The organism is Stenotrophomonas sp. 107298_Sma, from assembly GCF_056480345.1.
The window spans coordinates 586786-611929 of the sequence record NZ_CM151094.1 but is presented as its reverse complement, the minus strand read 5'-3'; the positions used below and the strand labels follow the sequence as shown (position 1 = coordinate 611929).

Below are 25144 nucleotides of genomic sequence, written 5' to 3'. Positions count from 1 at the left end.
TATCGATCAGCCACGCTGGAACGCGACGCCGGTCTTTTCCTTCAGCTCGTCATCGCTGACGCCCGGTGCCGCTTCCACCAGCAACAGGCCCTGGTCAGTCACGTCGAACACAGCCAGATCGGTGATGATGCGGTCGACCACGCCCACACCGGTCAGCGGCAGCGTGCATTCGGCGAGGATCTTGTGTTCGCCGTTCTTGGCGGTGTGCTCCATCAGCACCACCACGCGCTGCACGCCGGCCACCAGGTCCATCGCGCCGCCCATGCCCTTGACCATCTTGCCGGGCACCATCCAGTTGGCCAGGTCACCCTTGTCGGTGACCTGCATGGCGCCGAGGATGGCCAGGTTGACGTGGCCACCGCGGATCATCGCGAAGCTGTCGTGGCTGCCGAAGTAGCTGGCACCGGCACGCGCGGTGACGGTCTGCTTGCCGGCGTTGATCAGGTCGGCGTCGACCTCGGCTTCGGTCGGGAACGGACCGATGCCAAGCAGGCCGTTTTCCGACTGCAGCCACACGTCCACGCCTTCGGGAATATGGTTGGCAACCAGGGTCGGCAGGCCGATGCCCAGGTTCACGTATGCACCGTCGGTCAGTTCGCGGGCGGCGCGTGCCGCCATTTCATCGCGGGTCCACGCCATGTCAGTTGCCCTCCGCGCGGATGGTGCGCTGTTCGATACGTTTTTCGGGGGTGGGGTTGTGCACGATCCGGTGCACGTAGATGCCCGGCAGGTGCACCTGGTCGGGATCGATCGCGCCGACTGGCACCACCTCTTCCACTTCCACGATGCAGACCTTGCCGGCCATCGCGCAGGCCGGATTGAAGTTGCGTGCGGTCTTGCGGAACACCAGGTTGCCAGCCTCGTCGGCCTTCCACGCCTTGACCAGCGCGACATCGGCACGCAGCGCGGTCTCCATCACGTAGTGCTTGCCGTCGAACTCGCGGGTTTCCTTGCCCTCGGCCACCACGGTGCCGTAGCCGGTGGCAGTGAAGAACGCCGGGATGCCCGCGCCGCCGGCACGCAGGCGCTCGGCCAGGGTGCCCTGCGGATTGAATTCCAGCTCCAGCTCGCCGGCCAGGAACTGGCGCTCGAATTCCTTGTTCTCGCCCACGTAGGACGAGATCATCTTCCTGATCTGCCGGGTTTCCAGCAGCTGCCCGAGGCCGAAGCCGTCAACGCCGGCATTGTTTGAGATCACGGTCAGGCCCTTGGCGCCACTGTCGCGCAGCGCGGCGATCAGCGCCTCGGGAATGCCACACAGGCCGAAGCCGCCCACGGCCAGGGTCTGGCCATCGGCGATCACACCCTGCAGTGCGTCTGCCGCAGAGGCGAAACGCTTGCTGCGCGTGCTGCTGGAAGTCGATTGCTGCATCTCTACTGCCCTACCCGGTGAGAATCCCGCCATTCTAGCGGCACACCCGTTACCGGCTGGGATGCGCCGCAGCATGACTCGGCATGACGGGCTGCCAATCCGTAGAATGTCCCCTTCCCCGCTTGCGTGCCCCGGGCAACGCCTGCTGCAGATGGAGAGGACAGGACGACGCATGGCCGAAGTATTCACCGGAGGGGAACTGTCCCGCTGGCTGGATGCGGGGACACTGGAAAAGGGCAGACAACGCGTATCGGCAGTGCGTGAACTGGGCTACAGGGCGCCGCTGCTGACCGCGCAGGTCGAAGCCCGGCAGGTGATGATCGACCTGGAAGCCAGCGCCCGCACACCGCATAGCCCCCTGCAGAGTCGCTGCACCTGTCCTGCGGGAGGTCACTGCGAGCATGTTGCCGCCGTGCTGCTGGCTGCGCTGGAGACCTCCTTGGAGGGAGACAGCGGCTCGCTGCGTCCGGCCGCCCATCCGACACTGCCTACCCTGCAGATCCAGGCGATGACGCCTATTCTCCATCTGCACAGCATGGACTACCGTCCTGCCTGGCTTACCGAGCGCGATGCCTCGCAGTGGCTGGACGTCGCTACCGTCGCCTTCGAGTACGACGAGCACGTGCGCTTTCTCGATGACCCGTCGCTGTTCGTGCATGACGCCGAGGGACAGCTCTACCTGCTGCCGCGTGACCTGCACGAGGAGGCACGGCGGGAAACTGAACTTCACAGCGTGCACCTGCACCGCGAACGGCAACCGCGCATCGCGCTGGATGGTGGTGGGCCACTGTTCGAGCTGCGCAGTTTCGACTGGACCCGCTTCCTTTTGGAGGACGTGCTGCGGCTGGAGGCACTGGGCTGGAAGATAGAGACCGACGATGCCTTCCGCCATCGCATCTTCCGCGTAGACCAGATTGATCTGGACCTGCAGGCGGCGCCGGCCGACAGCGCCACGTTCGACCTGGCCCTGACCATCGAGGTCGATGGCCGCAGCGTCGCGCTGGTTCCGTTGTTGCAGGCCGTACTGCAATCGGATCCACGCTGGCTGCGCGGCCAGCTGGATGCGATCAGCGATGACGAAAACGTGCTGCTGACGACGGCGGACAATGAACGCCTCGCCTTGCGGGCGGGTCGCCTGAAACCGGTGATCGCGCTGCTGGCGGATCTGTTCAGCGACTCTGGACAATCCCTGCGCCTGCAGGCACATGACCGCGGCCGCCTGCAGGCACTGCAGGAAGCCGCCCAGCTGCGCCTGCACGCCAGCGACGATACCCGTGCGCGCGTGCAACGCCTGCTGGATGCGCCGGCCATGGCCGCGGTACCGCCACCCAAAGGGCTGCACGCTACGCTGCGCCCCTACCAGCTGGAAGGCCTGTCGTGGCTACAGTACCTGCGCCAGCAGGGGCTGGGCGGCGTACTGGCCGATGACATGGGGCTGGGCAAGACCCTGCAGACCCTGGCCCATCTGCTGGTCGAAAAGGAAAGCGGCCGTCTGGACCGGCCGACGCTGCTGGTGGTGCCGACCTCGCTGCTGCATAACTGGCAGAGCGAAGCCGCGCGCTTCACCCCGGGACTGCGCGTACTGACCCTGCACGGACCGGCCCGCGAGACGCTGTTCGACGCGATTCCCGCACATGACCTCGTGCTCACCACCTATCCCCTGCTGTGGCGCGACGAGCAGGCATTGCAGGCGCACTCCTACCATCTGCTGATCCTGGATGAGGCGCAGCAGGTGAAGAACCCGAAATCACGTGCGGCAGTCACGCTGCGCACGCTGCGGGCCCGCCACCGTCTATGCCTGACCGGTACGCCGCTGGAGAACCATCTGGGCGAATTGTGGACGCAGTTCGACTTCCTGCTGCCCGGGCTGCTCGGCAGCGAAAAGCAGTTCAACCAGCATTGGCGCCACCCCATCGAACGCGGCAGCGACCAGCGCCGTGCCCAGCTGCTGGCACAGCGGCTGCGCCCTTTCATCCTGCGCCGGCGCAAGGACCAGGTGGCTGCCGAGCTGCCACCAAAGACCCTCATCACCCGTGCGGTAACGATGGAGGGCGGGCAGCGTGATCTCTATGAAACCGTGCGTGCGGCGATGGAGAAGCAGGTCCGCGAGGCGATCAGCGACAGCGGACTGGCACGCAGCCACATCAGGGTACTGGATGCGCTGCTGAAGCTGCGCCAGGTCTGCTGCGATCCGCGCCTGCTGCCGGGCGAAACACCGGCACGCAATGCCGGTTCGGCCAAGCTGGAGCTGTTGCGTGAGATGCTGCCGTCGATGGTCGAGGAAGGCCGCCGCATCCTGTTGTTCTCGCAGTTCACCGGCATGCTGGCGCTGATCGCGCAGGCGCTCGACGGGCTGGGCCTGGCCTATGTGACCCTGACCGGTGATACCCAGGACCGGGTCACGCCGGTACAGCGTTTCATGCAGGGCGAAGTGCCGCTGTTCCTGATCAGCCTGAAGGCCGGTGGCGTGGGGCTGAACCTGACCGCCGCCGACACCGTCATCCACTTTGATCCCTGGTGGAATCCGGCGGCTGAGAACCAGGCGAGTGACCGTGCCCATCGCATCGGCCAGCAGCAGCCGGTCTTCGTCTACCGGCTGATTGCCGCCGGTAGCATCGAAGAACGGATCGCCGAACTGCAGGAGCGCAAGGCGATGCTGGCCGAATCGATTCTTGAAGGCGGCGGCAGCGCCGGACCACGCTTCAGCGAAGAGGACGTGCAGGCGCTGCTGGCACCGTTGCCGGGCGCACCGGCCAAACGCCCTGGCCGGGCCGGCAGGCGGCCAGCGCAGGCCTGATATCGAACATCAGTCACCTGGCGTTGCCTGATGGAAACGATTCCCATACGGGTCGGGCGCTACAATGAAAGACTGAGCTCACAAAGGATCTGATCGATGCCCCTGCCCGCCTTCAAGGCCTACGATATCCGCGGCCGTGTGCCGGAAGAACTGAACGAAGAGCTGGCCCGCCGCATTGGCGTCGCCCTGGCTGCGCAGCTCGCTCCCGGTCCGGTGGTGCTTGGCCACGACGTTCGCCTGACCAGCCCGGCGCTGCAGGATGCGCTGGCATCGGGCCTGCGTGGCGTGGGTCGCGAAGTGATCGACATCGGGCTGTGCGGCACCGAAGAGGTCTACTTCCAGACCGATCACCTCGGCGCGGCCGGCGGCGTGATGGTGACCGCCAGCCACAACCCGATGGATTACAACGGCATGAAGCTGGTCAAGGAGAATGCCCGTCCGATCAGCTCCGATACCGGCCTGTTCGCGATCTCCGATGCGGTCGCCGCCGATGCGTCCGAGGCCCAGCCGCCGCGCGCCGGGCAGACCGCCCAGCATGACAAGAGCGCCTATATCCAGCATCTGCTGAGCTACGTCGACGCCGCCAAGCTCACGCCGCTGAAGCTGGTGGTGAATGCCGGCAACGGCGGCGCCGGTGCCATCGTCGACCTGCTGGCCCCGCACCTGCCGTTCGAGTTCATCCGCATCTGCCATGAACCCGATGGCAACTTCCCCAACGGTATTCCCAACCCGCTGCTGCCGGAGAACCGTGCCGCCACCGCTGAAGCCGTGCGCGAGCACGGCGCCGACTTCGGCATCGCCTGGGACGGCGACTTCGACCGCTGCTTCTTCTTCGACCACAGCGGGCGTTTCATCGAGGGCTACTACCTGGTCGGGCTGCTGGCCAAGGCCATCCTCGCGCGCAATCCGGGCGGCAAGGTCGTGCATGACCCGCGCCTGGTCTGGAACACCGTGGAAATGGTGGAGCAGGCAGGCGGCGTGCCGGTGCTGTGCAAGAGCGGCCACGCTTTCATCAAGGAAAAGATGCGCGCCGAGGATGCGGTGTATGGCGGCGAGATGAGCGCCCACCACTACTTCCGCGAATTCGCCTATGCCGACTCCGGCATGATCCCGTGGCTGCTGATCGCGCAGCTCGTCTCGGAAAGTGGACGTTCGCTGGCCGACTGGGTGGAGGACCGCATGGCGGCCTATCCCTGCAGTGGCGAGATCAACTTCAAGGTTGCAGATGCCAAGGCTGCCGTGGCACGCGTGATGGAGCACTTCGCAACGCAGTCGCCCGCGCTGGACCACACCGACGGCATCAGTGCCGATTTCGGCGACTGGCGCTTCAACCTGCGCAGCTCCAATACCGAGCCGCTGCTGCGCCTGAACGTCGAGGCACGTGGTGACGCAGCGTTGATGCAGGCGCGCACCGACGAAATTTCCCGTCTTGTCCAGCAGTAATCAAGGAAGATCATGAGCAACATCCAGCCCGTCATCCTCTCCGGTGGTTCCGGAACCCGCTTGTGGCCGCTCTCGCGCGAGGCCTATCCGAAGCAGTTTCTGCCACTGGCGGGCGAGCTGACGATGCTGCAGGCCACCTGGCAGCGCGTTGCACCCATCGCCGCGCATGGCCCGCTGGTGATCGCCAACGAAGAACACCGCTTCGTCGCTGCCGAGCAGCTGCAGCAGGTGGGTGCCGAACCGGCCGCGATCATCCTTGAACCGGTGGGCCGCAATACAGCGCCCGCCATCGCAGTGGCGGCATTGGAGGCCACCCGTGACAGCGCCGATGCGCTGCTGCTGGTGCTGCCCTCGGACCATGTGATCACCGATGAGGCCGCGTTCCGCGCAGTCGTGCAGGCTGCAGCCAGCGCTGCCGAGGCCGGTAAGCTGGTGACCTTCGGCATCGTGCCGACCGGCCCGGAAACCGGCTATGGCTACATCAAGGCCGCTGATGGCCAAGGTCTGCGTGCGGTCGAGCGCTTTGTCGAAAAGCCCGACCTTGAGACCGCCACCGGTTACGTCAGCAGCGGCCAGTATTACTGGAACAGCGGCATGTTCCTGTTCAAGGCCTCGCGCTACCTGCAGGAACTGGAGCGCTTCCAGCCCGACATGCTGGCCGGCAGCCGCCAGGCCTGGCAGCAGGCCCGTCGCGATTCGGATTTCACCCGCCTCGACAAGGAGGCGTTCGCCATCGTCCCCTCCGATTCCATCGACTATGCCGTGATGGAAAAGACCGCAGACGCCGTGGTGATTCCGCTGGACGCGGGCTGGAACGATGTCGGCTCGTGGACGGCACTGCGCGATGTCTCGCAGCAGGACGGCGACGGCAACGCCCACCAGGGTGATGTGATCGCCATCGACTGCCGCAATACCTACGCCTACGCGCAACGCCTGGTGGCGTTGGTCGGCCTGGACGATGTGATCGTGGTCGAGACCGACGATGCGGTGCTGGTCGGCAAGGCCGACCGCATGCAGGAGGTCAAGACCGTGGTGGCGCAGCTGAAGGCCGACGGTCGCAGCGAAGCGACGTGGCACCGCAAGGTCTACCGCCCGTGGGGCGCCTACGATTCGATCGACAATGGTGAGCGCTTCCAGGTCAAGCGCATCACGGTCAAGCCCGGCGGTACGCTGAGCCTGCAGATGCACCACCATCGTGCCGAGCACTGGATCGTGGTCAGCGGCACCGCAGAAGTGACCCGGGGCAACGAGGTGATCCTGCTCAGCGAGAACCAGAGCACCTACATTCCGCTGGGCGTGACCCATCGCCTGCGCAACCCGGGCAAGCTGCCGCTGGAGCTGATCGAAGTGCAGTCCGGCAGCTACCTTGGTGAAGACGACATCGTGCGTTTCGAGGATACGTACGGGCGCAGCTAGTGAGGTAGCGCCGGCCCATGGCCGGCGAGCGCAGCGGTTCAATGCATGCGCCGGGCATGGCCCGGCGCTACCGTCAGCGGGTCAGTTCTGCCATGACCCGCTTCAGTCCATCCTGCCACGTTGGCAGTTCGATACCGAAATCCTGCTGCAGCTTGCGGTTGTCCAGCACCGACCATGCCGGGCGCTTGGCCGGGGTCGGATACTCCGAACTGGGAATCGCCTCGACGGCCGGCACCTTCGCCAACACACCGGTCGCCAGCGCCTCGGCGAAGATCGCCTCTGCAAACCCATGCCAGCTGGTCTGGCCGCTGGCGGTCAGATGCCAGGTACCGGACAGCTGCCCCGGATGCTGCAGTGCCTGCGCAGTGACATCGGCAATCAGCGCGGCCGGTGTAGGCGTGCCGATCTGATCAGCAACCACCCGCAGCTGGTCGCGCTCGGCGCCCACCCGTAGCATCGTGCGCAGGAAATTGGCGCCATGTGAGGCATATACCCACGCCGTGCGGAAGATCAGGTGGCGGCCACCGGCCGAACGCACCGCATCTTCGCCATCACGTTTGCTGGTGCCATAAACCCCCAGCGGCGCGGTCGGTTCATCCTCGCGGTACGGGGCCGTGCCCTGGCCATCGAACACGTAGTCGGTGGAGTAATGCACGAACGGCACGCCATGGGCCGCACACCAGCGCGCGATCACGCCCGGCGCCTCCGCATTGGCGGCGAAGGCGGCCGTTGTGTCCTGCTCGGCACGATCGACTGCGGTATAGGCCGCAGCGTTCACCACTACCGATGGCTGCAGGCGGTCCAGCAATGCCGGCAGGCTATCGGGCTGGCCGAAATCAGCCATCTCGCAGGCGCCGCCATCAGGCAGCTGACCACTGCGGGTGGTGGCAACCACTTCACCCAGCGGCGCCAGCGCACGCAGCAGCTCCTGGCCGACCTGGCCATTGCCACCGAACACCAGAACGGTCATGGCACGAAGACCGGCAAGCGATCTTCAGCGATGTCCTTCAGGAACGGCGCGTTCTCGTCCTTGGCCGACAAGGTCGGCGCGCTGACCGGCCAGTCCACGGCAATGTCGGCATCGTTCCAGCGCACGCCGGCATCAAAGTCCTTCAGGTAGACCTCGGTGCACAGGTAGCTGAACACCGCACGCTCGGACAGCACGGCGAAACCGTGGGCGAAGCCCTCCGGAATCCAGAACTGCTTCTTGTTTTCCGCACTCAGCACCACCGCTTCCCACTGGCCGAAGGTCGGCGAGCCGCGGCGGATGTCCACGGCCACGTCGTAGACCTCGCCTTCCAGCACGCTGACCAGCTTGCCCTGCGGGCGCGGCCACTGGTAATGCAGGCCACGCAGCACGCCCTGCGCCGAGGTGGACACGTTGCTCTGCACGAAGCGATCCGGCAGGCCCAGCGCGGCGAAACGCTCGGCATTCCACGTTTCAAAGAAGTAACCGCGGGCATCGCCGAACACGGCCGGCTCGATCACCACACAGCCGGGCAACTTGGTTTCAATTACTTTCACGGAACAACTCCACGCAAAGCGAGTTTATGCAGGTACTGGCCGTAGCCGTTCTTGATCAGCGGCGCAGCCAGCGCTTCCAGCTGCTCTGCATTGATCCAGCCCTGGCCGAACGCGATTTCTTCCGGGCAGCAGACCTGCAGGCCCTGGCGAGTCTGGATGGTCTCGATGAAGTTGGACGCTTCCAGCAGCGACTGGTGGGTGCCGGTATCGAGCCAGGCATAGCCACGGCCGAGTGCCTCCAGGTGAAGATTGCCTTCTTCCAGGTAGCGCTTGTTGAGATCGGTGATCTCCAGCTCACCACGCGGCGACGGCTTCAGTTCGGCCGCATGATCGCTGGCCTTGCCGTCATAGAAGTACAGGCCGGTCACCGCATAGTTGGAGCGCGGATTCTCCGGCTTCTCCACCAGATCAATGACCCTACCGCTTGTGTCGAACTCGGCCACGCCGTAACGCTCCGGATCGTTCACCCAGTAGCCGAATACGGTCGCACCGTCCACGCGCTCATCGGCACGCTTGAGCACTTCGCGCAGGCCGTGGCCGTGGAAGATGTTGTCGCCCAGCACCAGGCAGCTCGGCTTGCCGGCGACGAAGTCGCGACCGATCAGGTAGGCCTGGGCCAGGCCATCCGGACTCGGCTGCACCGCGTACTGGATGTCCATGCCCCACTGCGAACCATCACCCAGCAGCTGCTGGAACAGCGCCTGCTCGTGCGGGGTATTGATGATGAGCACTTCACGGATGCCCGCCAGCATCAGCACGCTGAGCGGGTAGTAGATCATCGGCTTGTCGTACACCGGCAGCAGCTGTTTGCTGACGCCTTTGGTGATTGGATACAGCCGGGTGCCGGAGCCACCGGCGAGGATGATGCCCTTGCGCTGCGTCATGTTGTCTCCCGGGTTCAGGCCGTGGTGCCGATGCGCTGCAGTCGGTAGCTGCCGTCGAGCACGCCGTTGACCCATTCCTGGTTGTCCAGGTACCAGTCGACGGTGAAGGTAATGCCCTGCTCGAACGTATAGGCCGGCTCCCAGCCCAGGTCGTTCTTCAGCTTGGAAGCATCGATCGCATAACGGCGGTCATGACCGGGGCGATCGGTGACGTAGGTGATCTGGCTGCTGCGCGGCTGGCCATCCTCGCGCGGGCGGCGCTGGTCCAGCAGGGAACAGATCGCCTGCACCACCTCGATGTTCTGCTTTTCCGAGTTGCCACCAACGTTGTAGGTCTCGCCAACCTGGCCCTTGGCCAGCACGGTACGGATCGCTTCGCAGTGATCGGACACGAACAGCCAGTCGCGCACCTGCTTGCCATCGCCGTACACCGGCAGCGGCTCGCCGGCCAGCGCCTTGGCGATCACCAGCGGGATCAGCTTCTCGGGGAAGTGGTACGGGCCGTAATTGTTCGAACAGTTGGTGGTCAGCACCGGCAGCCCATAGGTGTGGTGGAACGCACGCACCAGGTGGTCCGAAGCTGCCTTGGACGCCGAGTACGGCGAATTGGGCGCGTACTGGGTCGTTTCGCTGAATTTGCCGGTCTCACCCAGCGTGCCGTACACCTCGTCGGTGGACACATGCAGGAAACGGAACGCCGCGCCCTGCTCGGCCGGCAGCGTCTTCCAGTAATCCCGCACCGCTTCCAACAGGCCCAGGGTGCCCACCACGTTGGTCTGGATGAACGCGCCCGGGCCGTCGATGGAACGGTCGACATGACTTTCGGCAGCGAAGTTCACCACGGCATCCGGCCGGTGTTCGGCCAACAGGCGGGTGACCAGGGCGCTGTCGCCGATGTCACCCTGCACGAACACATGGTTCGGATTGCCGTCCAGGCTGGACAGGGTCTTCAGGTTGCCGGCGTAGGTCAGCACATCGAGGTTGATGACCCTTACGCCGCGGGCAACTGCCTCGAGAACGAAGTTACCGCCAATGAATCCGGCGCCGCCGGTGACAAGCCATGTGGGCACTACCTGTTCTCCTGATCAGTTTTCATACCAACCGCATCGGGGCGGCCGGATTCCAAAGCTGAAGGATACAACGACTGCGCGCCGAGACCTTGAACAGCCTCGCCCGACGTGGGGAGCGCCGACCGGGGTTCAGCCAACCTGAAGCAGCCAGACCCTGATATCTGCGGGCATCATGGACAGGATCGGGCTGGCCAGGGTCAGCACCGACGTGACCGCCATCGCCTTGGCGAACGAGACGCTGCGGTCGGTGCGGATGCGGGCGTAGAGCCCCCGGGTACTCATTGACGGCAAGGTGCGGACGTCAGACACCCGCAGCCCATGATGCGCGGCGATGGCGGCCACGCTGGCATCGTCCAGATAATGGACATGTGGCGATGGGAAGTCCTTCTGCCACATGCGGTCGAACGAAGCCGGCATCCCGAGACTGGCCATCGCCCTGGATATGCGGTACAGCACCCCAGTCCGGGCCGGGGCATTGACAACAATCCAGCCTCCGGGAGTCAGGTGGCGGATGCAGGCCTCAAGGGCGGAATCGATGTCCGGAATGTGTTCCAGGACATCGTTGAAGATGATCACGTCGAATCGTTCTTCGTCCGCTAGCACGCCAGGGAAGAAACCCCTGCGCACATCCAGGCCTTTGGCTGCGGCGATCGCCGCGATGCGTGCATCCGGTTCAATTCCAACCACTTCGAAGTGGGGCATGGTTGCTTCAAGAAACCAGCCGTGCGCGCATCCGACGTCCAGCAGGCGTGGGCGTCTGCCATCGGTACGCGTGATCCGCGCCCCCAGATCCGTGGTCAATGTCTGGAAATTGCGTTGCCGCAGATGCTCCAGCCCTTCCTCGCGCATGGCCTCATCGACAACTTCAACGCTTCCATCGATATCGATGTCAACGCTGAGCGTGCTTCCTTCGTAGGTGCAGTCGTCGCATACACGGTGCCAGGGCCGGAGGCCCACCTTCAGCGTGGAATGACAGCCAGGGCAAAGCTCGTCAGGTCCAGTCACCATTTTCTCCTCGGGTTCTTCCCACGGGGTCACGCTAAGGGTGGACAGAGCGTACCGGCGAACCCGATGGTGTCAAATGCCGAGCAGGAAACTAGCTGCCTCGGCCACTCCAGGAAGAGATCACCACACCAATCAGTATCACCACCGAGCCCACCCAAGTCTGCGGCCGGATCGGCTCGTGCAGAAGCCACCAGGAGAATGCGGGCACCAGCAGGAACGTCAGGCCATAGAATGGAAATGCGGCTGAAAGCGGCACACGTGCCAGAACCGCCAGCCATAACAGCGTGGCTGCGCCATACACGAACAAGGCCAGGATCAGGGTGCCGGAGAAGAAGCTGGCCGGACGGCTGAACGACAACTGCGAAGATGCCAGCTTGAAGAGGACCTGTCCGCTGGCCAGCATGGCCAGGGTGGTCAGGATCATCGCGATCACGGCAGGGGTCAGTACAGCGGCAGAACGGGTCATCGAAGATTCCTGGCGGGGCGCTACAGCGGGGCGGCGTGATTGAGCTGCATTGCAACATTAAACCTGCGCATGCCGGTGTAGTCCTCCGCCTCAGCGAGTGGTTCATGGTCATACAGCATATACAGGCGCCAGATGTTCCGGAAATGCGGAACGGCTCTGTACGACGAGACACACCATACGCATTCGCATGGTCACCCCAAGCCAGCTAGAATCAGGGTCCCACCCCCGAACCGGTTGCTGTTGCAGGACCGGACGTTCTCCCTGTTACTGAAGGACCCCGTACCAGATGAAAATCCTCGTCGCGTACAAGCGCGTGGTGGACTACAACGTCCGCATTCAGGTCAAGCCGGACGGTTCCGGCGTGGTCACCGACGGCGTCAAGCTGTCCCCCAACCCCTTCGATGAAATCGCTCTGGAAGAAGCCCTGCGCCTGCGCGACAAGGGCATCGCCAGCGAAGTCGTGGTTGCCACCATCGCCCCGGCCGACGCCCAGGCGCACCTGCGCAACGGCCTGGCCATGGGCGCAAACCGTGCCATCCACGTCGTCACCGACCAGGCCATCCAGCCGCTGACCGCGTCGCGCACCCTGCTCAAGCTGATCGAAAAGGAACAGCCGGACCTGGTGATCCTTGGCAAGCAGGCCATTGATGACGACGCCAACCAGACCGGCCAGATGCTGGCCACGCTCTGGGGCCGCCCACAGGCGACCTTCGCCAGCAAGCTCGAAATTGCCGATGGCAAGGCCACGGTGACCCGTGAAGTCGACGCCGGCCTGGAAACGCTGGAAGTGGATCTGCCGGCCGTGGTCACCACCGATCTGCGCCTGAACGAACCGCGCTTCATCAAGCTGCCAGACATCATGAAGGCCAAGGCCAAGCCGCTGGAGACCCTGCAGCTGGCCGACCTCGGCGTTGAAGCCGCCGACACCTTCAAGACCACCCAGTACGCCGCGCCGTCCAAGCGCAGCAAGGGTGTGATGGTCAAGGACGCGGCCGAACTGGTTGCCGCACTCAAGCAGAAGGGGTTGCTGTAATGAGCAGGATTCTCGTCATCGCCGAGCACCACGACGGCAAGCTCAACGCCGCCACCGCCAAGACCGTCAGCGCCGCCACCGCCATCGCCGGTGCCAGCATCGACGTGCTGGTGCTGGCCGCCGACCCGGCCGCCGTTGCCGCTGAAGCGGCGAAGATTGCCGGCGTCGCCAAGGTCCTGACCGTGGCCAACGCCGCCAATGCCCAGGCCCTGGCCCAGGTGCTGGCCCCGCAGATCGCGCAGCTGGCCAAGGGCTACAGCCACGTGTTCGGCCCGTCGACCACCTTCGGCAAGGACCTGATGCCGTGCGTGGCCGCCCTGCTCGGCGTCAACCAGGTCTCCGACCTGATGAGCGTCGAAGGCAGCCACACCTTCAAGCGCCCGATCTACGCCGGCAACGCGATCATCACCGTCGAAGCCCCGGCCGACCAGATCGTGGTCGCGACCGTGCGTGCCGCCTCGTGGCCGGAAGCCGCCCAGGGCGGCAGCGCCGCCATCGAAGCGGCCAGCGTCGATGCTGCCCTGCCGACCCACACCCGCTTCGTCGGCCTGGCCGCTGGTGCCAGCGACCGCCCTGACCTGCAGAGCGCCAAGCGCGTGGTCTCCGGCGGCCGTGGTGTCGGTTCGGAAGAGAACTTCAAGGTCATCTTCCAGCTGGCCGACAAGCTCGGTGCCGCGGTGGGTGCCTCGCGTGCCGCGGTCGACGCAGGCTACGTGCCCAGCGACCTGCAGGTCGGCCAGACCGGCAAGATCATCGCGCCGGAACTGTATGTGGCCGTTGGCATCAGCGGTGCGATCCAGCACCTGACCGGCATCAAGGATGCCGGCACCATTGTCGCGATCAACAAGGACGCGGATTCGCCGATCTTCGAGATTGCCGATATCGGTCTGGTAGGGGATCTGTTCGCAATCCTGCCGGAGCTGGAAGCGGCGCTGGGTTGAAGCCGATGCCGTACTGCTGAATCATGTCGGGGCCAGCACATCCAGCGCTGGCCCCGATGTGTTTTCCCAAGCATGGTTGGCGCGACGCGTGTCCATCCAGCCCTGCAAACCACCTGGATCATTGAATGACCGTTCTGATTGCGATTGTGATTCCTTGCTACAAGGTCAAGGAGCACATTCTTGATGTCATCGCCGGCATCGGTGAAGACGTTGCCCGCATCTATGCCGTCGATGACTGCTGCCCCGTGGGCAGTGGTGATTTCATCGAAAATCATGCGACGGATCCGCGCGTGAAGGTATTGCGCCATGCGGAGAACCAGGGCGTGGGTGGCGCAGTCATGACCGGGTATCGCGCGGCAATCGAGGACGGCATGGATATCATCGTCAAGGTGGACGGTGATGGGCAGATGGATCCCGCGCTGATTCCAGATTTCGTAGCACCGATTGTGGCCGGCGAAGCAGACTACACCAAGGGAAACCGATTCTTCGATCTGGAACAGATCCAGCAGATGCCTGCGCTGCGCCTGTTCGGCAATGGCGGCCTGTCGTTCCTTACCAAGCTCTCATCCGGCTACTGGGACCTGTTCGATCCCACCAATGGCTATACGGCCATCCATCGCGATGTTGCTCGACACCTGCCGCTGACCAAGATCAGCCGCCGGTACTTCTTCGAGACGGATATGCTGTTCCGGCTCAACACGCTGCGGGCAGTCGTGGTCGATGTGCCGATGCACGCTCGCTACGGTGACGAAGTGAGCAACCTGAAGATCTCCAAGGTAATGACCGAATTTCTTGGCAAGAACCTGGCGAACTTCGGCAAGCGCGTGTTCTACAACTACTATCTGCGCAACTTGACGCTGGCTTCGCTGGAGCTTCCGCTCGGGCTTGCATTCACGCTGTTCGGCCTTGCCTACGGCATCAAGCACTGGTTGTTCAGCATCGACAGCGGCCAGGTCGCCAGCAGCGGCACCGTCATGCTCGCCGCCATGCCAGTCCTGGTCGGCGTGCAGCTGTTGCTTGCATTCTTCGGCCAGGACATCGCCAGCACCCCGCGCCGCGCGATCCATCGCCGCCTGGCCCGTTCGGCGCTGCGGGGCCCGAGCGCGTGACGGATACCCGGACCGCATTGCCGCCGCAGCAACCTGTACTGTGGCCATTCTTCCTTGCGTTCGCGATGCTGCTGTCGATCGTTCTCTCCGCGTTGACCCCATCGTTCCAGACCCCGGATGAGCTGGACCATGTCAAGCGTGCCTATCTGTTGAGCAAGGGCCAGCTCCTGCTGCATGCACGCGATGGCAACCCCTCCGGCGGCGAGGTCGATACCGGCCTGCTGTCCTACATGCAGCAGTTCACGCAACTCGTGGGCAAGCGCGCACAGAAGCTGACCGCCGAGGAGCTTGCCCGGTCCGAGTCGATCGCCTGGTCCGGTGAAACGGTGTACCAGGCGCCTTCTGGCACCGCCTATTACTTTCCCGCCGTCTATCTGCCCCAGGCCACTGGACTGGCCGCCGGCCGGGTGCTGGGATGGACCGTGGCGGATTCCTACCGGCTGGCCCGCTACCTCTCGCTGGCCGCAGCCATCGCCCTGCTGGCCCTGGCATTCCGGATCTTTGCTCCACCTGCGGGGGCACTGGCCCTGCTAGTGCTGCCAATGACGCTGTTCCAGTTTGGCGGCGCCGTGCTGGACCCGGTTGCCACCGGACTGACCTTCGTGGCCGTCGCTGCTTTCATGCGTCTTGCCGTCGACGGACGCCAGGCCAACGCTCGCATTTTCATTGCATTGGTCGCGGCCACATTGCTTGTCTGCGCAAGCCGCGCGCACATGTTACCGATGCTCGCATTGCCCTTTGCTGCCGCATGGTTCGCGCGCTGCGGCCGTCGCTTCTGGATCGCCCTGGCCCTGGCAGTGTTCGTACTGGGCTGGACGGCGGTGACCATCAAGACAACGGTATACGCCCCCGGACCGCGCGACGCGGATCACGCAGCGCGCCTGATGCACTATCTCACCCACCCTTCCGAGCTTTGGCACATGCTCTGGGTGACCTGGTCGCACCCGGTCCGCATGAGCGAGTACTGGGAATCCTTCCTGGGCGTACTGGGCTGGCTCGACATCGGCTTCCCTGCCTCGTTCTATCTCTGGGCGGGCACAGCCTTCCTGGCGACAGTGGCCGCGTCCGTTGCCACCGGTGCCTGGCGCAGCCTGGCCTTGGCTCGTACTCTGCTGGTGGTCGTCTGCTTCTCGGCAATCCTGCTGACCTTCCTTGCGCTGCTGGTGCAATGGACCGAGCCTGGTTCGCGCCTGATCGAAGGCGTGCAGGGACGCTACTTCCTGATTCCTGCCGTCTGCCTGTCCTACGCGCTTCTGGCCCAGCCGCAACCGCGTCCGCGTGCGCTGCACCTGGTGTCACACCTGCTGCTGGCCGGTCTGGTGCTCATCTCCGGCTATGGCACCGCGAAACTGCTGGCCGACCGCTACTACATGCAGCCGGTACGCCCTGTGGCCTTGCCAGCGTACTCGCTGGAGGCGGGGCAGGCGATCGCCACGGACGCGCCCACCCAACTACAGCTTCCACGAGCAGTGACGGGACCTGAAACAGCCATCGATTCGGTCTCCATCCTGCTGGACATCAGGAAAGCCATCACCGATCCGCGGGCCAAGGCGAGCCTGCGCCTGTGGGACTCGGACGGCAGCGAACATCGCTTCGAACTGCCTTTGACCGGAATCGGGGACGACGATTACCACAGCGTGCCGGTTGACGCGCGTGCCTATGTCAGGGGCGATGTCCGGATCGATGGCACAGCTGAGGTTGGATTATGGGAAGCCGTTGACGACACCGGCCAGCGCACCAGCTGCCTGGCGGTGCATGCCACCGACGGCACCCGACGCGTTACGCCGGGCTGCCCCCTACCCTAGGCCCGAAAAACAGGGCCGAGCCCTTGCCCGGACGCTGGTGTCCATGCAGGCAACAACATGGTCCTCGCACGCTCTGCCTGCGGGACCATGCTGTTGTGCGTGCAGGCCGGTGACTCAACCGCGCAGACGGCGAATGACGGATGCCGGCACCATCTTGCGTACCAGTGATGCCAGTCCCGGCCGACGACGAACAAAACGCTCCAGCGACGACGAGGAAGGATCCAGTGCGACCTCGTCCGGAGCCGAGTCGAAATGCGCGATGATGGCCTCGTACTGTTCGTACGGGCGCGGGATCATGCGCTTGAGCGCGGGCTGGCTGCGATAGTAGCGGCGCCAATCGGCCGGAATCTTGCGACCGTTGGCAAACACGCCGTACTTGTCAGGCAGGCCCGCCGGATTCTTCAGTCGCTCCAGTTCCGAGGTGTACCACTGGGTCATCGCCTGCAGGGTGGTGTTGCCTGCGTCGTGCTTGCCCAGCATCTTCTCATGCGTACCAATGTCGAAGCCTGAGAAGTGATAGAAGCGCAGCGGATAGCTGCCGTTGACCACGATCGTGCCGTCGGCGCGGGTGCTGACTTCGCGGTAGTAAAGATTCCAGGTCGCGACGTTGTAGGACGGCACACGAAGAATTCCCAGCGTCTGGAAGAAGCAGGGAGCCAGGTCCACCCACTTCTGATCAGTGAAAAGCCCACGCTGGTTATCGTCGAAGCAGTAGTCGCGGCAGCGATCCAGCCACCACTGCAGGAACGCCGGGCCCTCTCCCTCACGGGTCAGCGCGAGAAAGCCCAGATTGAACACGCCATGGCGCAGGCAACCGAGCATTTCTCCATCCTGAAGGTCATCGGTATCCGTCGCGGGCACTGATACATGCGGAGTCAGCACGATCGGATGGCTGACCATCTCCCGCTCCAGCTCCTCCAGCCGTGCATACAACACCGTATCAGGATCCTGATAGACGACATTGGCAAAACCATGCTTCTGGAACAGGTGTGCAAATGCAAAGGGCTTCACTGCCGTGCACAATTCCACCACCGTATGATCGAACAACCATGACTGGAGTTCGCCGACACCTTCGACGACATCATCCGGGGTCAGGACGATATCGAAATCGGAATAGTCCAGGGCCGGGTCCTGATGATCGCTCAGCATGAGCGCCATCTTGGCTTCAGGATGATGGCGGCGGACCGAAGCGGCGAGGATGCGCGCCTTCGGCAGGTAACCGTTGTTGATGGAGGTAAAGATGCATTCGATCATGGGATTCACTTCTTCATGTTGTCGCGCAAGCGGCGCACCAGCGGCAACAGCCCGGTGGCACCCAGGGTGGATCGGACAGCGTTGCGCCATGCCGTTGAGCCCGCCGGCGCAACCTCACCGCGAAGCTCGCTGATTGTACGCTTGAGGGCCGCGATCTCGTGCTGCAGCTCGGTGTTCTGTTTCTTCAGCAATACCGGATCGGTGATGCTCCATTGACTGGAAATGCCGGCAACCGCCTGCTGGTAGAACATGTCCTCGTCCGAGATCAGCGAGGTGTCCTGATACCAGGGCAAGTGCAGCGCTGAATATGGCGGAGCGGTGCGGATCGAACGCCACCAACGCTCCTCGTCGCAGTGGACGCCAGGGCGGTAGAGAGCGAACGTGGTATCAAGAGCCGCCTCATAGTTGCCGTCCTCCAGCAGGTTCTGCCAGAACGGCGATTCCCAGGCGATCACCTGCTGCTTGAACGCATAGTGGTCAGGCAGGTCATCGATCCTCAGTGACAGCCCGGCCTTGTTGTGCCGCGGATAGCGCTCCAGCAGCTCAGCCAGGTGCTCGGTGATGTCGGACGGGCAATCATGGGCCGGCATGACATCGCTGTCGTTCAGGATGAAACGCTCGCGCTGGATGACGTCGTCGAAACGACCACTGCGCCAAAGCGCAAGATGGCCATAGTTCTTGTCGAGCCGGACCACGCGATGCGGACTGTGGTTGAGATAGTCCAGCAGTGGTTCGTAGGTCGACGCATTGTCGACCACGATGAGATTCTGGAAATCCAGCGCTTCCAGCCGCTCGATCACGCTCCTGATGTAGCCGACCCGGTTGTAGGAAATGATGAAGACCGGAACGGTACGATTGGACAGTACGCTCATCCTTCCACTCCAAAGATGTCGAAGCCGCGCCCAATCACAAGGGCGCCAAGCATCCTTTCCATTACATGCTCCAGCCCGCCCTCAACCTCCCTGCTGTCCAGACTGAACTCATCGAGCGACAAGCCAAGCTCGAGCAGCGGCCTGAGCAATGAGGATCGAATCCAGAACATCGTGCCGGCCACGAACGGAGCTCCCTGCGGCACACCAAAGCGCTCGTACGCCGCTTGGCTGAGCGCTGCATTGGCATCGGGAACACTGGTGATGAACGGTCGTGCTCCCACCATGCCGATCGCCGGATCATCCTGGAACAGTTTCAGCACGTTGTTGATCTGCCAGGTGCTGCCGGTCAATGGCTGCACAAGCGCGCGGCGCCAATGATCGCCATCGCGTATTTCCTGCCCGAACAAGGCAGAAATTGCCTGGAAGTAGCTTTCCGGATTGTGGCTCTTCTTGGAGTGCAGCTTCAGCACCAGATCTGAATCGAGGAGACCTCCATCACGGATCGCCGCCAGCAATCCGCCCACGTCCTTGCCGCGATTGGGGACGACCAGAATCTGCACATCCACACCGCGCGCAACCAGTTCATCCAGTGGACCGTCGAAGTCCTCGCGACTCCAGGGTCCGGTAATGACCACTTTGCGCAGGTTCGGTATGCGCAGCGCATCGGCGATCAGTTCGGGGGCAAGATCACGGTAGAAAATGTGCAGATGGACCGCCACCTCTGCTACCAAGGGCACGATCGGCAGAGGATCACGCGCGACATGCCGGACCGTACCAGCCGTGACTCCATTGCGCAGGAAGCCGATGGATTCGTTGATGCGGCGCGCGCTCCTGATGGCGCGCGACACGCGCTGACGCAAACTCAACGGCATTCCGTAGGCTGGGGAGCCTGGCAGATTTCGCCCTTCAAGGTGTTCCAGCATCCGCACCTCGCGGCAACGCTGCAGGTCCCGCTCGTACCTCACCCGCAGAGAATCGCCGTATACATCCATGCGCTGGGCGTGTGCACGCTTGCGATACTCCTCGTGCACCTGCTCCAGCGACGCCTGCTGCTCCTGCTGCACTATCAGCGCCTCACGCAGCTCTGCTTCGACCACCTGCGCTTGCCGGCGCTCGGCTTCGCTGGCCTGCTCCCGCTGGCGCCGCTCCGCCTCGATCAACTGCTGGCGTTGTTTCAGAAGCTCTACATGAGCATCGCGATCTGCTTCAACTGCATGGAATGACTCGCGGTACTTGTTGACCTGGCCCTGCAGGTAGCGACGCAACAGGCGGTCATGCCGGTGGTGACTGAGCAGCAGGCTCTGGGGTGCATGCATCCGACGACGGTAGATCTGCCGCGTGATCAGCTGAGCCTCGGCCGCAGCGCCGGGCATGCCACTGAGAATCGCGTTGTCACCGTGCAACCGATAGCGCATCAGACGCTGGTCGACGAACTCCACCTTCACGCCCTCGGTATCCAGACAGCGCAGCACGTAGTCCCAGTCCAGGTTGTAGCGGAAGCGCCGAAACCAGCCAACACTGGCCAACAACTCCTTGCGGAACAGGAAGTTCGACGTGGAAACAGTGAAGTTTCCATACAGCAGCCCGTTCACCACACCTTCGCTGCGCACGCGCTCGCGCAAACGCTGCACGCTGAAGTTCCACCAATGAGACGGGTCATCGATGAACTCGCCATCGGCATCAATCAGGCGGATATCGCTGAACAGGAACTGCGCATCTTCGCGCTCGGCGTGCTTGAGCATCTGCTCCAGCCGCTCAGGCTCCCAGATATCGTCCGAGTTGAGGACCGCCAGCCATGCGCCCCGCGCTTTTGACAAGCCACGGTTGATCGCCGCGTGCGACCCCGCGTTGTCCTGGCGCACCACTCTTATCCGGTCATCCTCTGCCGCCATGGCAGTTGCAACCAACACAGAATCATCCCTGGAACCATCATCGATGATGATCAGTTCCAGAGAAGACATCGTCTGTGCCAGCACAGACTCGATGGCCTCACCGATGAAGCGCGCGTGGTTGTAGGACGGGATCACCACGCTCACGCGTGGCAGTGCAGCGTGGTCTGCGAGGGTCACTTCAGCCACTCGCCACCTCGTCGGCCCAGCGCTGCAGCGCTTCTGCATCCTCGACCCGCCACGGGCGCTGCGGCACTTCACTGCGACGCGCCTCCAGCACGAACTGGAACACGTTGGCGGTGGGATGTCGGTTGAGCATGTGCTTGATCGGTTCCGGCAGAGGCTGCCAGTACTCAAGGAACTGCTCGTGGTTTCCGCCGGCATTGACTGCTTCGCGCCTGGCAACCTCCAGGCCCTGTGCGTTGAGCATGCGCTCCAGCGAATCCCAGGTGAAGAAGCGCAGGTGGGTTTCGTCGAGCAGCCCTGTCGGCGTGTAGTCGAAGCGCCCGCAGAACAATGCAGCGATGATGCCGGCATGACCCACGTTGGGCACGGACGCCACCAGACGGCCGTCCGGAGCCAGCAGGGTCAGTAGCTGGCCGAGTGTGTATGCAGGATCACGCAGGTGTTCCAGCACGTCCGCGCAGACGATCACATCGTAGGTGCCGCGAACCGCGGCCAACCAGTCGTCACCTTCCAGAGTTCCAACATGCAACGCATTCAGGTAGGGACGAGCCTGATCGGCACTGATCGGATCGATCTCCACGCCGGTCACTGTGCACCCTTGTGCCTGGCTGAGTTGACGCGATATGACACCGTAGCCGCAGCCAAGTTCAAGCACCCGCTGCCCCTGTCCCACCATCCGCGAGATGCGGGCAGCGGTACTCGGCCCTTCCGGATCGAAACTGTAGTCGTATGGCGAAACGCGATCTTCAATCTTCATTGGCATCCACCTCGATTGCGACCTCCAGCATGGGAATGCCCACCAACCCCGTGGAGACGCTGGTCGACACTGAGCGGACGATCAGTACGTCATGCCCCCACTTGAGCTGCCGATGGTCCAGCTGGGTGCCCTCGGCGATAGCGACGTCAAAACTGTAGTCACCCACCGGCAGGATCGGCATCGGGAAGCTGAACACCGCACGGAAGCGCTCGCCGCTACTGACCATGGGGGGGGCATCCAGGTAAGTCAGGTACGTGTTGTCGCCAAACAGTGTTTGCCCGTGCTTGTCCTTCAGGAAGAAGCCGACAATGGGTTGCTGCAGATCAACCAGTGCGCGCGCCTGCACGACCAGCGATACCGCCTCGCCGCCGACTACCCACGACAGCGGGTTATGTTCGCGGTCCTCCAGCACCACCTGGGTGATTTCCACCCCGCCCTGACCAAAGGATGCACTCTCCGGCGTGAACTGCATCACCTGGATGTCATTGCGCAGCGTGCTGCCATTGATCATCGATTGGCGCTGATCCTTCCAGTCCTCGGCCGACAGGATGTCCTGCACGGCATGGTCTCGTTCCGGTGCGCTGCTCTGCGACTGGTTGAACAAAGAGGCCAGGTACTTCTCTGTCACGCTCTTGGCATCGCCAATCGCTTGCACCCGGCCATGCTCGATCCACATGGCCTGGTCGCACAGGCTTCGCACCGCGCCACTGTCATGGCTGACGAACACCAGCGTGCCGTTCTCCTTGAACTTGCGCAGCCAGCGCATGCACTTCTGCGTGAACTGCGCATCCCCCACGGCAAGCGCCTCGTCGATGACCAGGATGTCAGCGTCGACGTGGGTGATCACCGAGAAGGCCAGGCGCACGAACATGCCACTGGAGTACGTTTTGACCGGGCGATCGATGAATTCACCGATCTCTGCGAATTCGATGATCGACGGCAGGCGTTCGTTGATTTCCGCAGTGGTCAGGCCATAGATGCCGCCACTGAGAATCGCGTTCTGACGCCCGGTGAATTCGGGATTGAAGCCTGCCCCCAGTTCCAGCAGCGCTGCCACTTTGCCGACACGTTCGACGCTGCCGCTGGTAGGCGACAACGTGCCGCACACGATCTGCAGCAAGGTCGACTTTCCAGAGCCATTCTTTCCGATGACGCCGAACGTCGTGCCCTTCCGCACGCTGAAGTCGATATCACGCAGCGCCCAGAAATCGCGGTAGAACTTTCGCCGTCCACCCAATAGACCCTGCCAGAGGCGGTGCGCGGGCTTCTCATAGATGTGGTAGCACTTGGACAGATTGTGGACCCGGATCGAGACGTCAGATGACATCGGCGAAGCCTCCACGCATCTTCTGGAAGAACATGTAGCCCAAGGCGGCCACCGGCAGGGCGATCAGCAGATAGACCCCCAGCGCAGCCCAATCCGGGGATTGGCCAAGCATCAATGCCGCACGTGATTCCTGCATCGGCAATGTCAACGGATTGAACATCACCCAGGTCTGCGCGGCCTTTGGCAACGCGGTGATCTGGTAGAACAACGGCGACAGGAACATGAAGGCACTGATCAGCAACGTCACCATCTGGTTGATGTCGCGGATGTAGGTTCCGAGTGCCGCCAGCAACCAGGTCACTCCCAAGATCAACACCATCAGCGGCAGAAGAATTACCGGGATCCACAGCCCCTGCCAATGCATGGGCGAATCCAGGTACCAGGACACGGCAATGAGCACCAGCATCGCCACGAACGCGTTGAACACAGCCGTGATCAGGGTGACGACGGGCAGCACATCAAGGGGGAAAACAACTTTCTTCACGTAGTTCGCATTGGCCAGGATCAGCGTTGGCGCACGCGTGACGCATTCGGCGAATAGATTGAACACGATCAAGCCGATGAAGAGCGCGACGGTGAAGTTGCCCGACGGATGATCACCCTGCCCCCATCGGTTCTTGAACAGCGTACCGAACACGAACGAGTAAAGCGTCAGCAACAGCAGGTTCTGGATCACATACCAGGAGAGGCCACCGTAGGATCCTTTGAACCGTGCAGCGATCTCACGCCGGGACAATGCCCAGAGCAGCTCAGCCTTGCGTTGTACGCCACTGATCATCACGCCAGCGCCTTTTCCAGATCCACCTGCAGATCCCCCAGATCCTCAACACCCACGCTCAGCCTTACCAGCGCATCACTGATGCCCAGCTGCTCGCGCCGCGCCACCGGGATCGATGCATGCGTCATCACCGCTGGATGGTTGACCAGGCTTTCCACGCCGCCCAGCGACTCGGCCAGGGTGAACAGTTCGGTCTTCTCGCAGAAGCGCTTGGCCGCGTCGAAGCCGCCCTTGAGCACGATCGAGACGATGCCGCCGTAGCCAGCCATCTGCTTGCCCGCCAGCTCATGTTGCGGGTGCGAGGCCAGGCCCGGGTAGATCACCTTCTCCACCGCCGGATGCTTTTCCAGCCACTGGGCCAGGGCGAGCGCGTTGGCGCAATGTGCCTTCATGCGCAGCGGCAGGGTCTTCAGACCACGCAAGGCCAGGAAGCTGTCGAACGGGCCCTGCACGCCACCCACCGAGTTCTGCAGGAAGGCCATCTGCTCGGCCAGTTCGGCGTTGTCGCCAACCACAACCATGCCACCGACCATGTCCGAGTGCCCGTTGAGGTACTTGGTGGCCGAATGCAGGACCAGGTCCGCGCCCAGTTCCAGCGGACGCTGCAGCATCGGCGAGGCGAAGGTGTTGTCGACGACTACGATCAGGCCATGACGCTTGGCGATGGCGGCGACCGCAGCGATGTCGACGATCTTCAGCATCGGGTTGGTCGGGGTCTCGATCCAGACCATCTTCGTCTTCGACGTGATGGCGGCCTCGAACGCGGCCAGATCGGTCAGGTCGACGAAGCTGAAGTCCAGCGCAGCGGTACGGCGACGCACACGCTCGAACAGGCGGAAGCTGCCACCGTAGATGTCATCCATCGCCACCACGTGGCTGCCGGCGTCCAGCAGCTCGATCACGGTCGAGCTGGCGGCCATGCCCGAAGCGAAGGCGAAGCCACGGGTACCGCCTTCCAGCGAGGCCACGCAACGCTCGTAGGCGAAGCGCGTCGGGTTGTGGGTACGCGAATACTCGAAGCCCTGGTGCTCGCCCGGGCTGGACTGGGCATAGGTCGAGGTCGCGTAGATCGGCGGCATCACCGCACCGGTGCTGGGGTCCGGCGACTGGCCACCGTGGATGGCCAGGGTAGCCAGGGCCAGGGCGCGATCCTGGGAAGTAGCGTTGGACATGTTCTTTCCTGAGGGGCGCCGACGCACGGCGCCATCGAAGGTGC

General features: G+C 63.4%; 22 protein-coding genes. 7 read left to right on the top strand and 15 right to left on the bottom strand.

Annotated elements, in window-relative coordinates:
- Positions 1-6: 6 nt before the first annotated feature.
- Entirely contained in the window at positions 7-639 is a 633-nt protein-coding gene (locus tag ACZK2G_RS02825; protein WP_046983186.1) for a CoA transferase subunit B, read from the bottom strand.
- 1 nt (position 640) lies between these two features.
- Complete coding sequence (locus ACZK2G_RS02820; protein WP_046983187.1) at positions 641-1372, bottom strand: CoA transferase subunit A; 732 nt, start codon at positions 1370-1372, stop codon at positions 641-643.
- Between the two features lie 172 nt (positions 1373-1544).
- On the opposite strand from ACZK2G_RS02820, the gene ACZK2G_RS02815 reads away from it, so the two are divergent.
- The 3 genes from ACZK2G_RS02815 to ACZK2G_RS02805 all read left to right on the top strand — a co-directional run bounded on the left by ACZK2G_RS02815 (position 1545) and on the right by ACZK2G_RS02805 (position 7028).
- A complete protein-coding gene (locus tag ACZK2G_RS02815; RefSeq protein WP_295380188.1) occupies positions 1545-4169 on the top strand; it encodes a DEAD/DEAH box helicase in 2625 nt (874 codons plus the stop codon).
- Positions 4170-4265: 96 nt separating this feature from the next.
- Positions 4266-5612, top strand: coding sequence for a phosphohexomutase domain-containing protein (locus tag ACZK2G_RS02810; protein ID WP_337302557.1), 1347 nt, complete (start codon positions 4266-4268; stop codon positions 5610-5612).
- A gap of 12 nt (positions 5613-5624) precedes the next feature.
- Positions 5625-7028 carry a mannose-1-phosphate guanylyltransferase/mannose-6-phosphate isomerase gene (locus ACZK2G_RS02805; protein ID WP_046983190.1) on the top strand — a complete coding sequence of 468 codons (1404 nt, stop codon included), beginning with the start codon at positions 5625-5627 and terminating at the stop codon, positions 7026-7028.
- Positions 7029-7101: 73 nt separating this feature from the next.
- Here ACZK2G_RS02805 and rfbD read toward each other — a convergent pair whose 3' ends face one another.
- From rfbD to ACZK2G_RS02775, 6 genes are all read right to left on the bottom strand, one after another.
- Positions 7102-7998: a dTDP-4-dehydrorhamnose reductase gene (gene rfbD, locus ACZK2G_RS02800; RefSeq protein ID WP_046983191.1), complete on the bottom strand. Its 897-nt coding sequence runs from the start codon at positions 7996-7998 to the stop codon at positions 7102-7104.
- The gene (gene rfbC, locus ACZK2G_RS02795) at positions 7995-8552 is read right to left on the bottom strand and encodes a dTDP-4-dehydrorhamnose 3,5-epimerase (protein ID WP_046983192.1); all 558 of its coding nucleotides are present in this window, start codon (positions 8550-8552) and stop codon (positions 7995-7997) included. The genes rfbD and rfbC overlap by 4 nt, the downstream gene beginning before the upstream one ends.
- On the bottom strand, positions 8549-9436 hold the full coding sequence (rfbA, locus tag ACZK2G_RS02790; RefSeq protein WP_046983193.1) for a glucose-1-phosphate thymidylyltransferase RfbA: 888 nt from the start codon (positions 9434-9436) through the stop codon (positions 8549-8551). The genes rfbC and rfbA overlap by 4 nt, the downstream gene beginning before the upstream one ends.
- 14 nt (positions 9437-9450) lie before the next feature.
- Positions 9451-10506 (bottom strand): dTDP-glucose 4,6-dehydratase, encoded by a 1056-nt coding sequence (gene rfbB / locus ACZK2G_RS02785; RefSeq protein ID WP_046983194.1) that lies wholly within the window; start codon positions 10504-10506, stop codon positions 9451-9453.
- Between the two features lie 129 nt (positions 10507-10635).
- Positions 10636-11511 carry a class I SAM-dependent methyltransferase gene (locus ACZK2G_RS02780; protein WP_169050336.1) on the bottom strand — a complete coding sequence of 292 codons (876 nt, stop codon included), beginning with the start codon at positions 11509-11511 and terminating at the stop codon, positions 10636-10638.
- Positions 11512-11602: 91 nt separating this feature from the next.
- On the bottom strand, positions 11603-11977 hold the full coding sequence (locus ACZK2G_RS02775; RefSeq protein ID WP_136638619.1) for an EamA family transporter: 375 nt from the start codon (positions 11975-11977) through the stop codon (positions 11603-11605).
- Positions 11978-12263: 286 nt separating this feature from the next.
- Between ACZK2G_RS02775 and ACZK2G_RS02770 the strand changes: the two genes are divergently transcribed.
- The 4 genes from ACZK2G_RS02770 (at position 12264) to ACZK2G_RS02755 (ending at position 16865) form a co-directional block, all read left to right on the top strand.
- Positions 12264-13010, top strand: coding sequence for an electron transfer flavoprotein subunit beta/FixA family protein (locus ACZK2G_RS02770; protein ID WP_012509979.1), 747 nt, complete (start codon positions 12264-12266; stop codon positions 13008-13010).
- On the top strand, positions 13010-13951 hold the full coding sequence (locus ACZK2G_RS02765) for an electron transfer flavoprotein subunit alpha/FixB family protein (protein WP_046983196.1): 942 nt from the start codon (positions 13010-13012) through the stop codon (positions 13949-13951). The genes ACZK2G_RS02770 and ACZK2G_RS02765 overlap by 1 nt, the downstream gene beginning before the upstream one ends.
- A gap of 125 nt (positions 13952-14076) precedes the next feature.
- On the top strand, positions 14077-15060 hold the full coding sequence (locus ACZK2G_RS02760) for a glycosyltransferase family 2 protein (protein ID WP_478474635.1): 984 nt from the start codon (positions 14077-14079) through the stop codon (positions 15058-15060).
- 65 nt (positions 15061-15125) lie between these two features.
- A complete protein-coding gene (locus tag ACZK2G_RS02755) occupies positions 15126-16865 on the top strand; it encodes a DUF2142 domain-containing protein (RefSeq protein ID WP_478474633.1) in 1740 nt (579 codons plus the stop codon).
- Positions 16866-16979: 114 nt separating this feature from the next.
- Here the strand turns inward: ACZK2G_RS02755 and ACZK2G_RS02750 are convergent, their stop codons facing one another.
- The 7 genes from ACZK2G_RS02750 to ACZK2G_RS02720 form a co-directional block, all read right to left on the bottom strand.
- A complete protein-coding gene (locus ACZK2G_RS02750) occupies positions 16980-18119 on the bottom strand; it encodes a glycosyl transferase (RefSeq protein WP_136638622.1) in 1140 nt (379 codons plus the stop codon).
- A gap of 5 nt (positions 18120-18124) precedes the next feature.
- Positions 18125-18919 carry a glycosyltransferase family protein gene (locus ACZK2G_RS02745; RefSeq protein WP_478474630.1) on the bottom strand — a complete coding sequence of 265 codons (795 nt, stop codon included), beginning with the start codon at positions 18917-18919 and terminating at the stop codon, positions 18125-18127.
- A gap of 68 nt (positions 18920-18987) precedes the next feature.
- Positions 18988-21027, bottom strand: coding sequence for a glycosyltransferase (locus ACZK2G_RS02740; protein ID WP_169050337.1), 2040 nt, complete (start codon positions 21025-21027; stop codon positions 18988-18990).
- A gap of 34 nt (positions 21028-21061) precedes the next feature.
- Complete coding sequence (locus ACZK2G_RS02735; protein ID WP_169050338.1) at positions 21062-21823, bottom strand: class I SAM-dependent methyltransferase; 762 nt, start codon at positions 21821-21823, stop codon at positions 21062-21064.
- Positions 21813-23150 carry an ABC transporter ATP-binding protein gene (locus tag ACZK2G_RS02730; protein ID WP_046983199.1) on the bottom strand — a complete coding sequence of 446 codons (1338 nt, stop codon included), beginning with the start codon at positions 23148-23150 and terminating at the stop codon, positions 21813-21815. Before ACZK2G_RS02730 ends, ACZK2G_RS02735 begins: the two co-directional genes overlap by 11 nt.
- Positions 23140-23928: an ABC transporter permease gene (locus tag ACZK2G_RS02725; RefSeq protein WP_478474627.1), complete on the bottom strand. Its 789-nt coding sequence runs from the start codon at positions 23926-23928 to the stop codon at positions 23140-23142. Before ACZK2G_RS02725 ends, ACZK2G_RS02730 begins: the two co-directional genes overlap by 11 nt.
- On the bottom strand, positions 23928-25100 hold the full coding sequence (locus ACZK2G_RS02720) for a cystathionine gamma-synthase (protein ID WP_046983201.1): 1173 nt from the start codon (positions 25098-25100) through the stop codon (positions 23928-23930). The genes ACZK2G_RS02725 and ACZK2G_RS02720 overlap by 1 nt, the downstream gene beginning before the upstream one ends.
- Positions 25101-25144 lie beyond the last annotated feature (44 nt).

Bases quoted from the DNA above. Each gene is read 5' to 3' on its own strand.
- ACZK2G_RS02735 (WP_169050338.1), bottom strand. From the start codon at position 21,823: ATGAAGATTGAAGATCGCGTTTCGCCATACGACTACAGTTTCGATCCG.
- ACZK2G_RS02815 (WP_295380188.1), top strand. From the start codon at position 1,545: ATGGCCGAAGTATTCACCGGAGGGGAACTGTCCCGCTGGCTGGATGCG.
- ACZK2G_RS02730 (WP_046983199.1), bottom strand. From the start codon at position 23,150: ATGTCATCTGACGTCTCGATCCGGGTCCACAATCTGTCCAAGTGCTAC.
- rfbD (WP_046983191.1), bottom strand. From the start codon at position 7,998: ATGACCGTTCTGGTGTTCGGTGGCAATGGCCAGGTCGGCCAGGAGCTG.
- rfbA (WP_046983193.1), bottom strand. From the start codon at position 9,436: ATGACGCAGCGCAAGGGCATCATCCTCGCCGGTGGCTCCGGCACCCGG.
- ACZK2G_RS02765 (WP_046983196.1), top strand. From the start codon at position 13,010: ATGAGCAGGATTCTCGTCATCGCCGAGCACCACGACGGCAAGCTCAAC.
- ACZK2G_RS02820 (WP_046983187.1), bottom strand. From the start codon at position 1,372: ATGCAGCAATCGACTTCCAGCAGCACGCGCAGCAAGCGTTTCGCCTCT.
- ACZK2G_RS02775 (WP_136638619.1), bottom strand. From the start codon at position 11,977: ATGACCCGTTCTGCCGCTGTACTGACCCCTGCCGTGATCGCGATGATC.
- ACZK2G_RS02720 (WP_046983201.1), bottom strand. From the start codon at position 25,100: ATGTCCAACGCTACTTCCCAGGATCGCGCCCTGGCCCTGGCTACCCTG.
- ACZK2G_RS02810 (WP_337302557.1), top strand. From the start codon at position 4,266: ATGCCCCTGCCCGCCTTCAAGGCCTACGATATCCGCGGCCGTGTGCCG.
- ACZK2G_RS02770 (WP_012509979.1), top strand. From the start codon at position 12,264: ATGAAAATCCTCGTCGCGTACAAGCGCGTGGTGGACTACAACGTCCGC.
- ACZK2G_RS02755 (WP_478474633.1), top strand. From the start codon at position 15,126: ATGCTGCTGTCGATCGTTCTCTCCGCGTTGACCCCATCGTTCCAGACC.
- ACZK2G_RS02760 (WP_478474635.1), top strand. From the start codon at position 14,077: ATGACCGTTCTGATTGCGATTGTGATTCCTTGCTACAAGGTCAAGGAG.
- ACZK2G_RS02805 (WP_046983190.1), top strand. From the start codon at position 5,625: ATGAGCAACATCCAGCCCGTCATCCTCTCCGGTGGTTCCGGAACCCGC.
- ACZK2G_RS02825 (WP_046983186.1), bottom strand. From the start codon at position 639: ATGGCGTGGACCCGCGATGAAATGGCGGCACGCGCCGCCCGCGAACTG.
- ACZK2G_RS02725 (WP_478474627.1), bottom strand. From the start codon at position 23,928: ATGATCAGTGGCGTACAACGCAAGGCTGAGCTGCTCTGGGCATTGTCC.
- ACZK2G_RS02750 (WP_136638622.1), bottom strand. From the start codon at position 18,119: ATGATCGAATGCATCTTTACCTCCATCAACAACGGTTACCTGCCGAAG.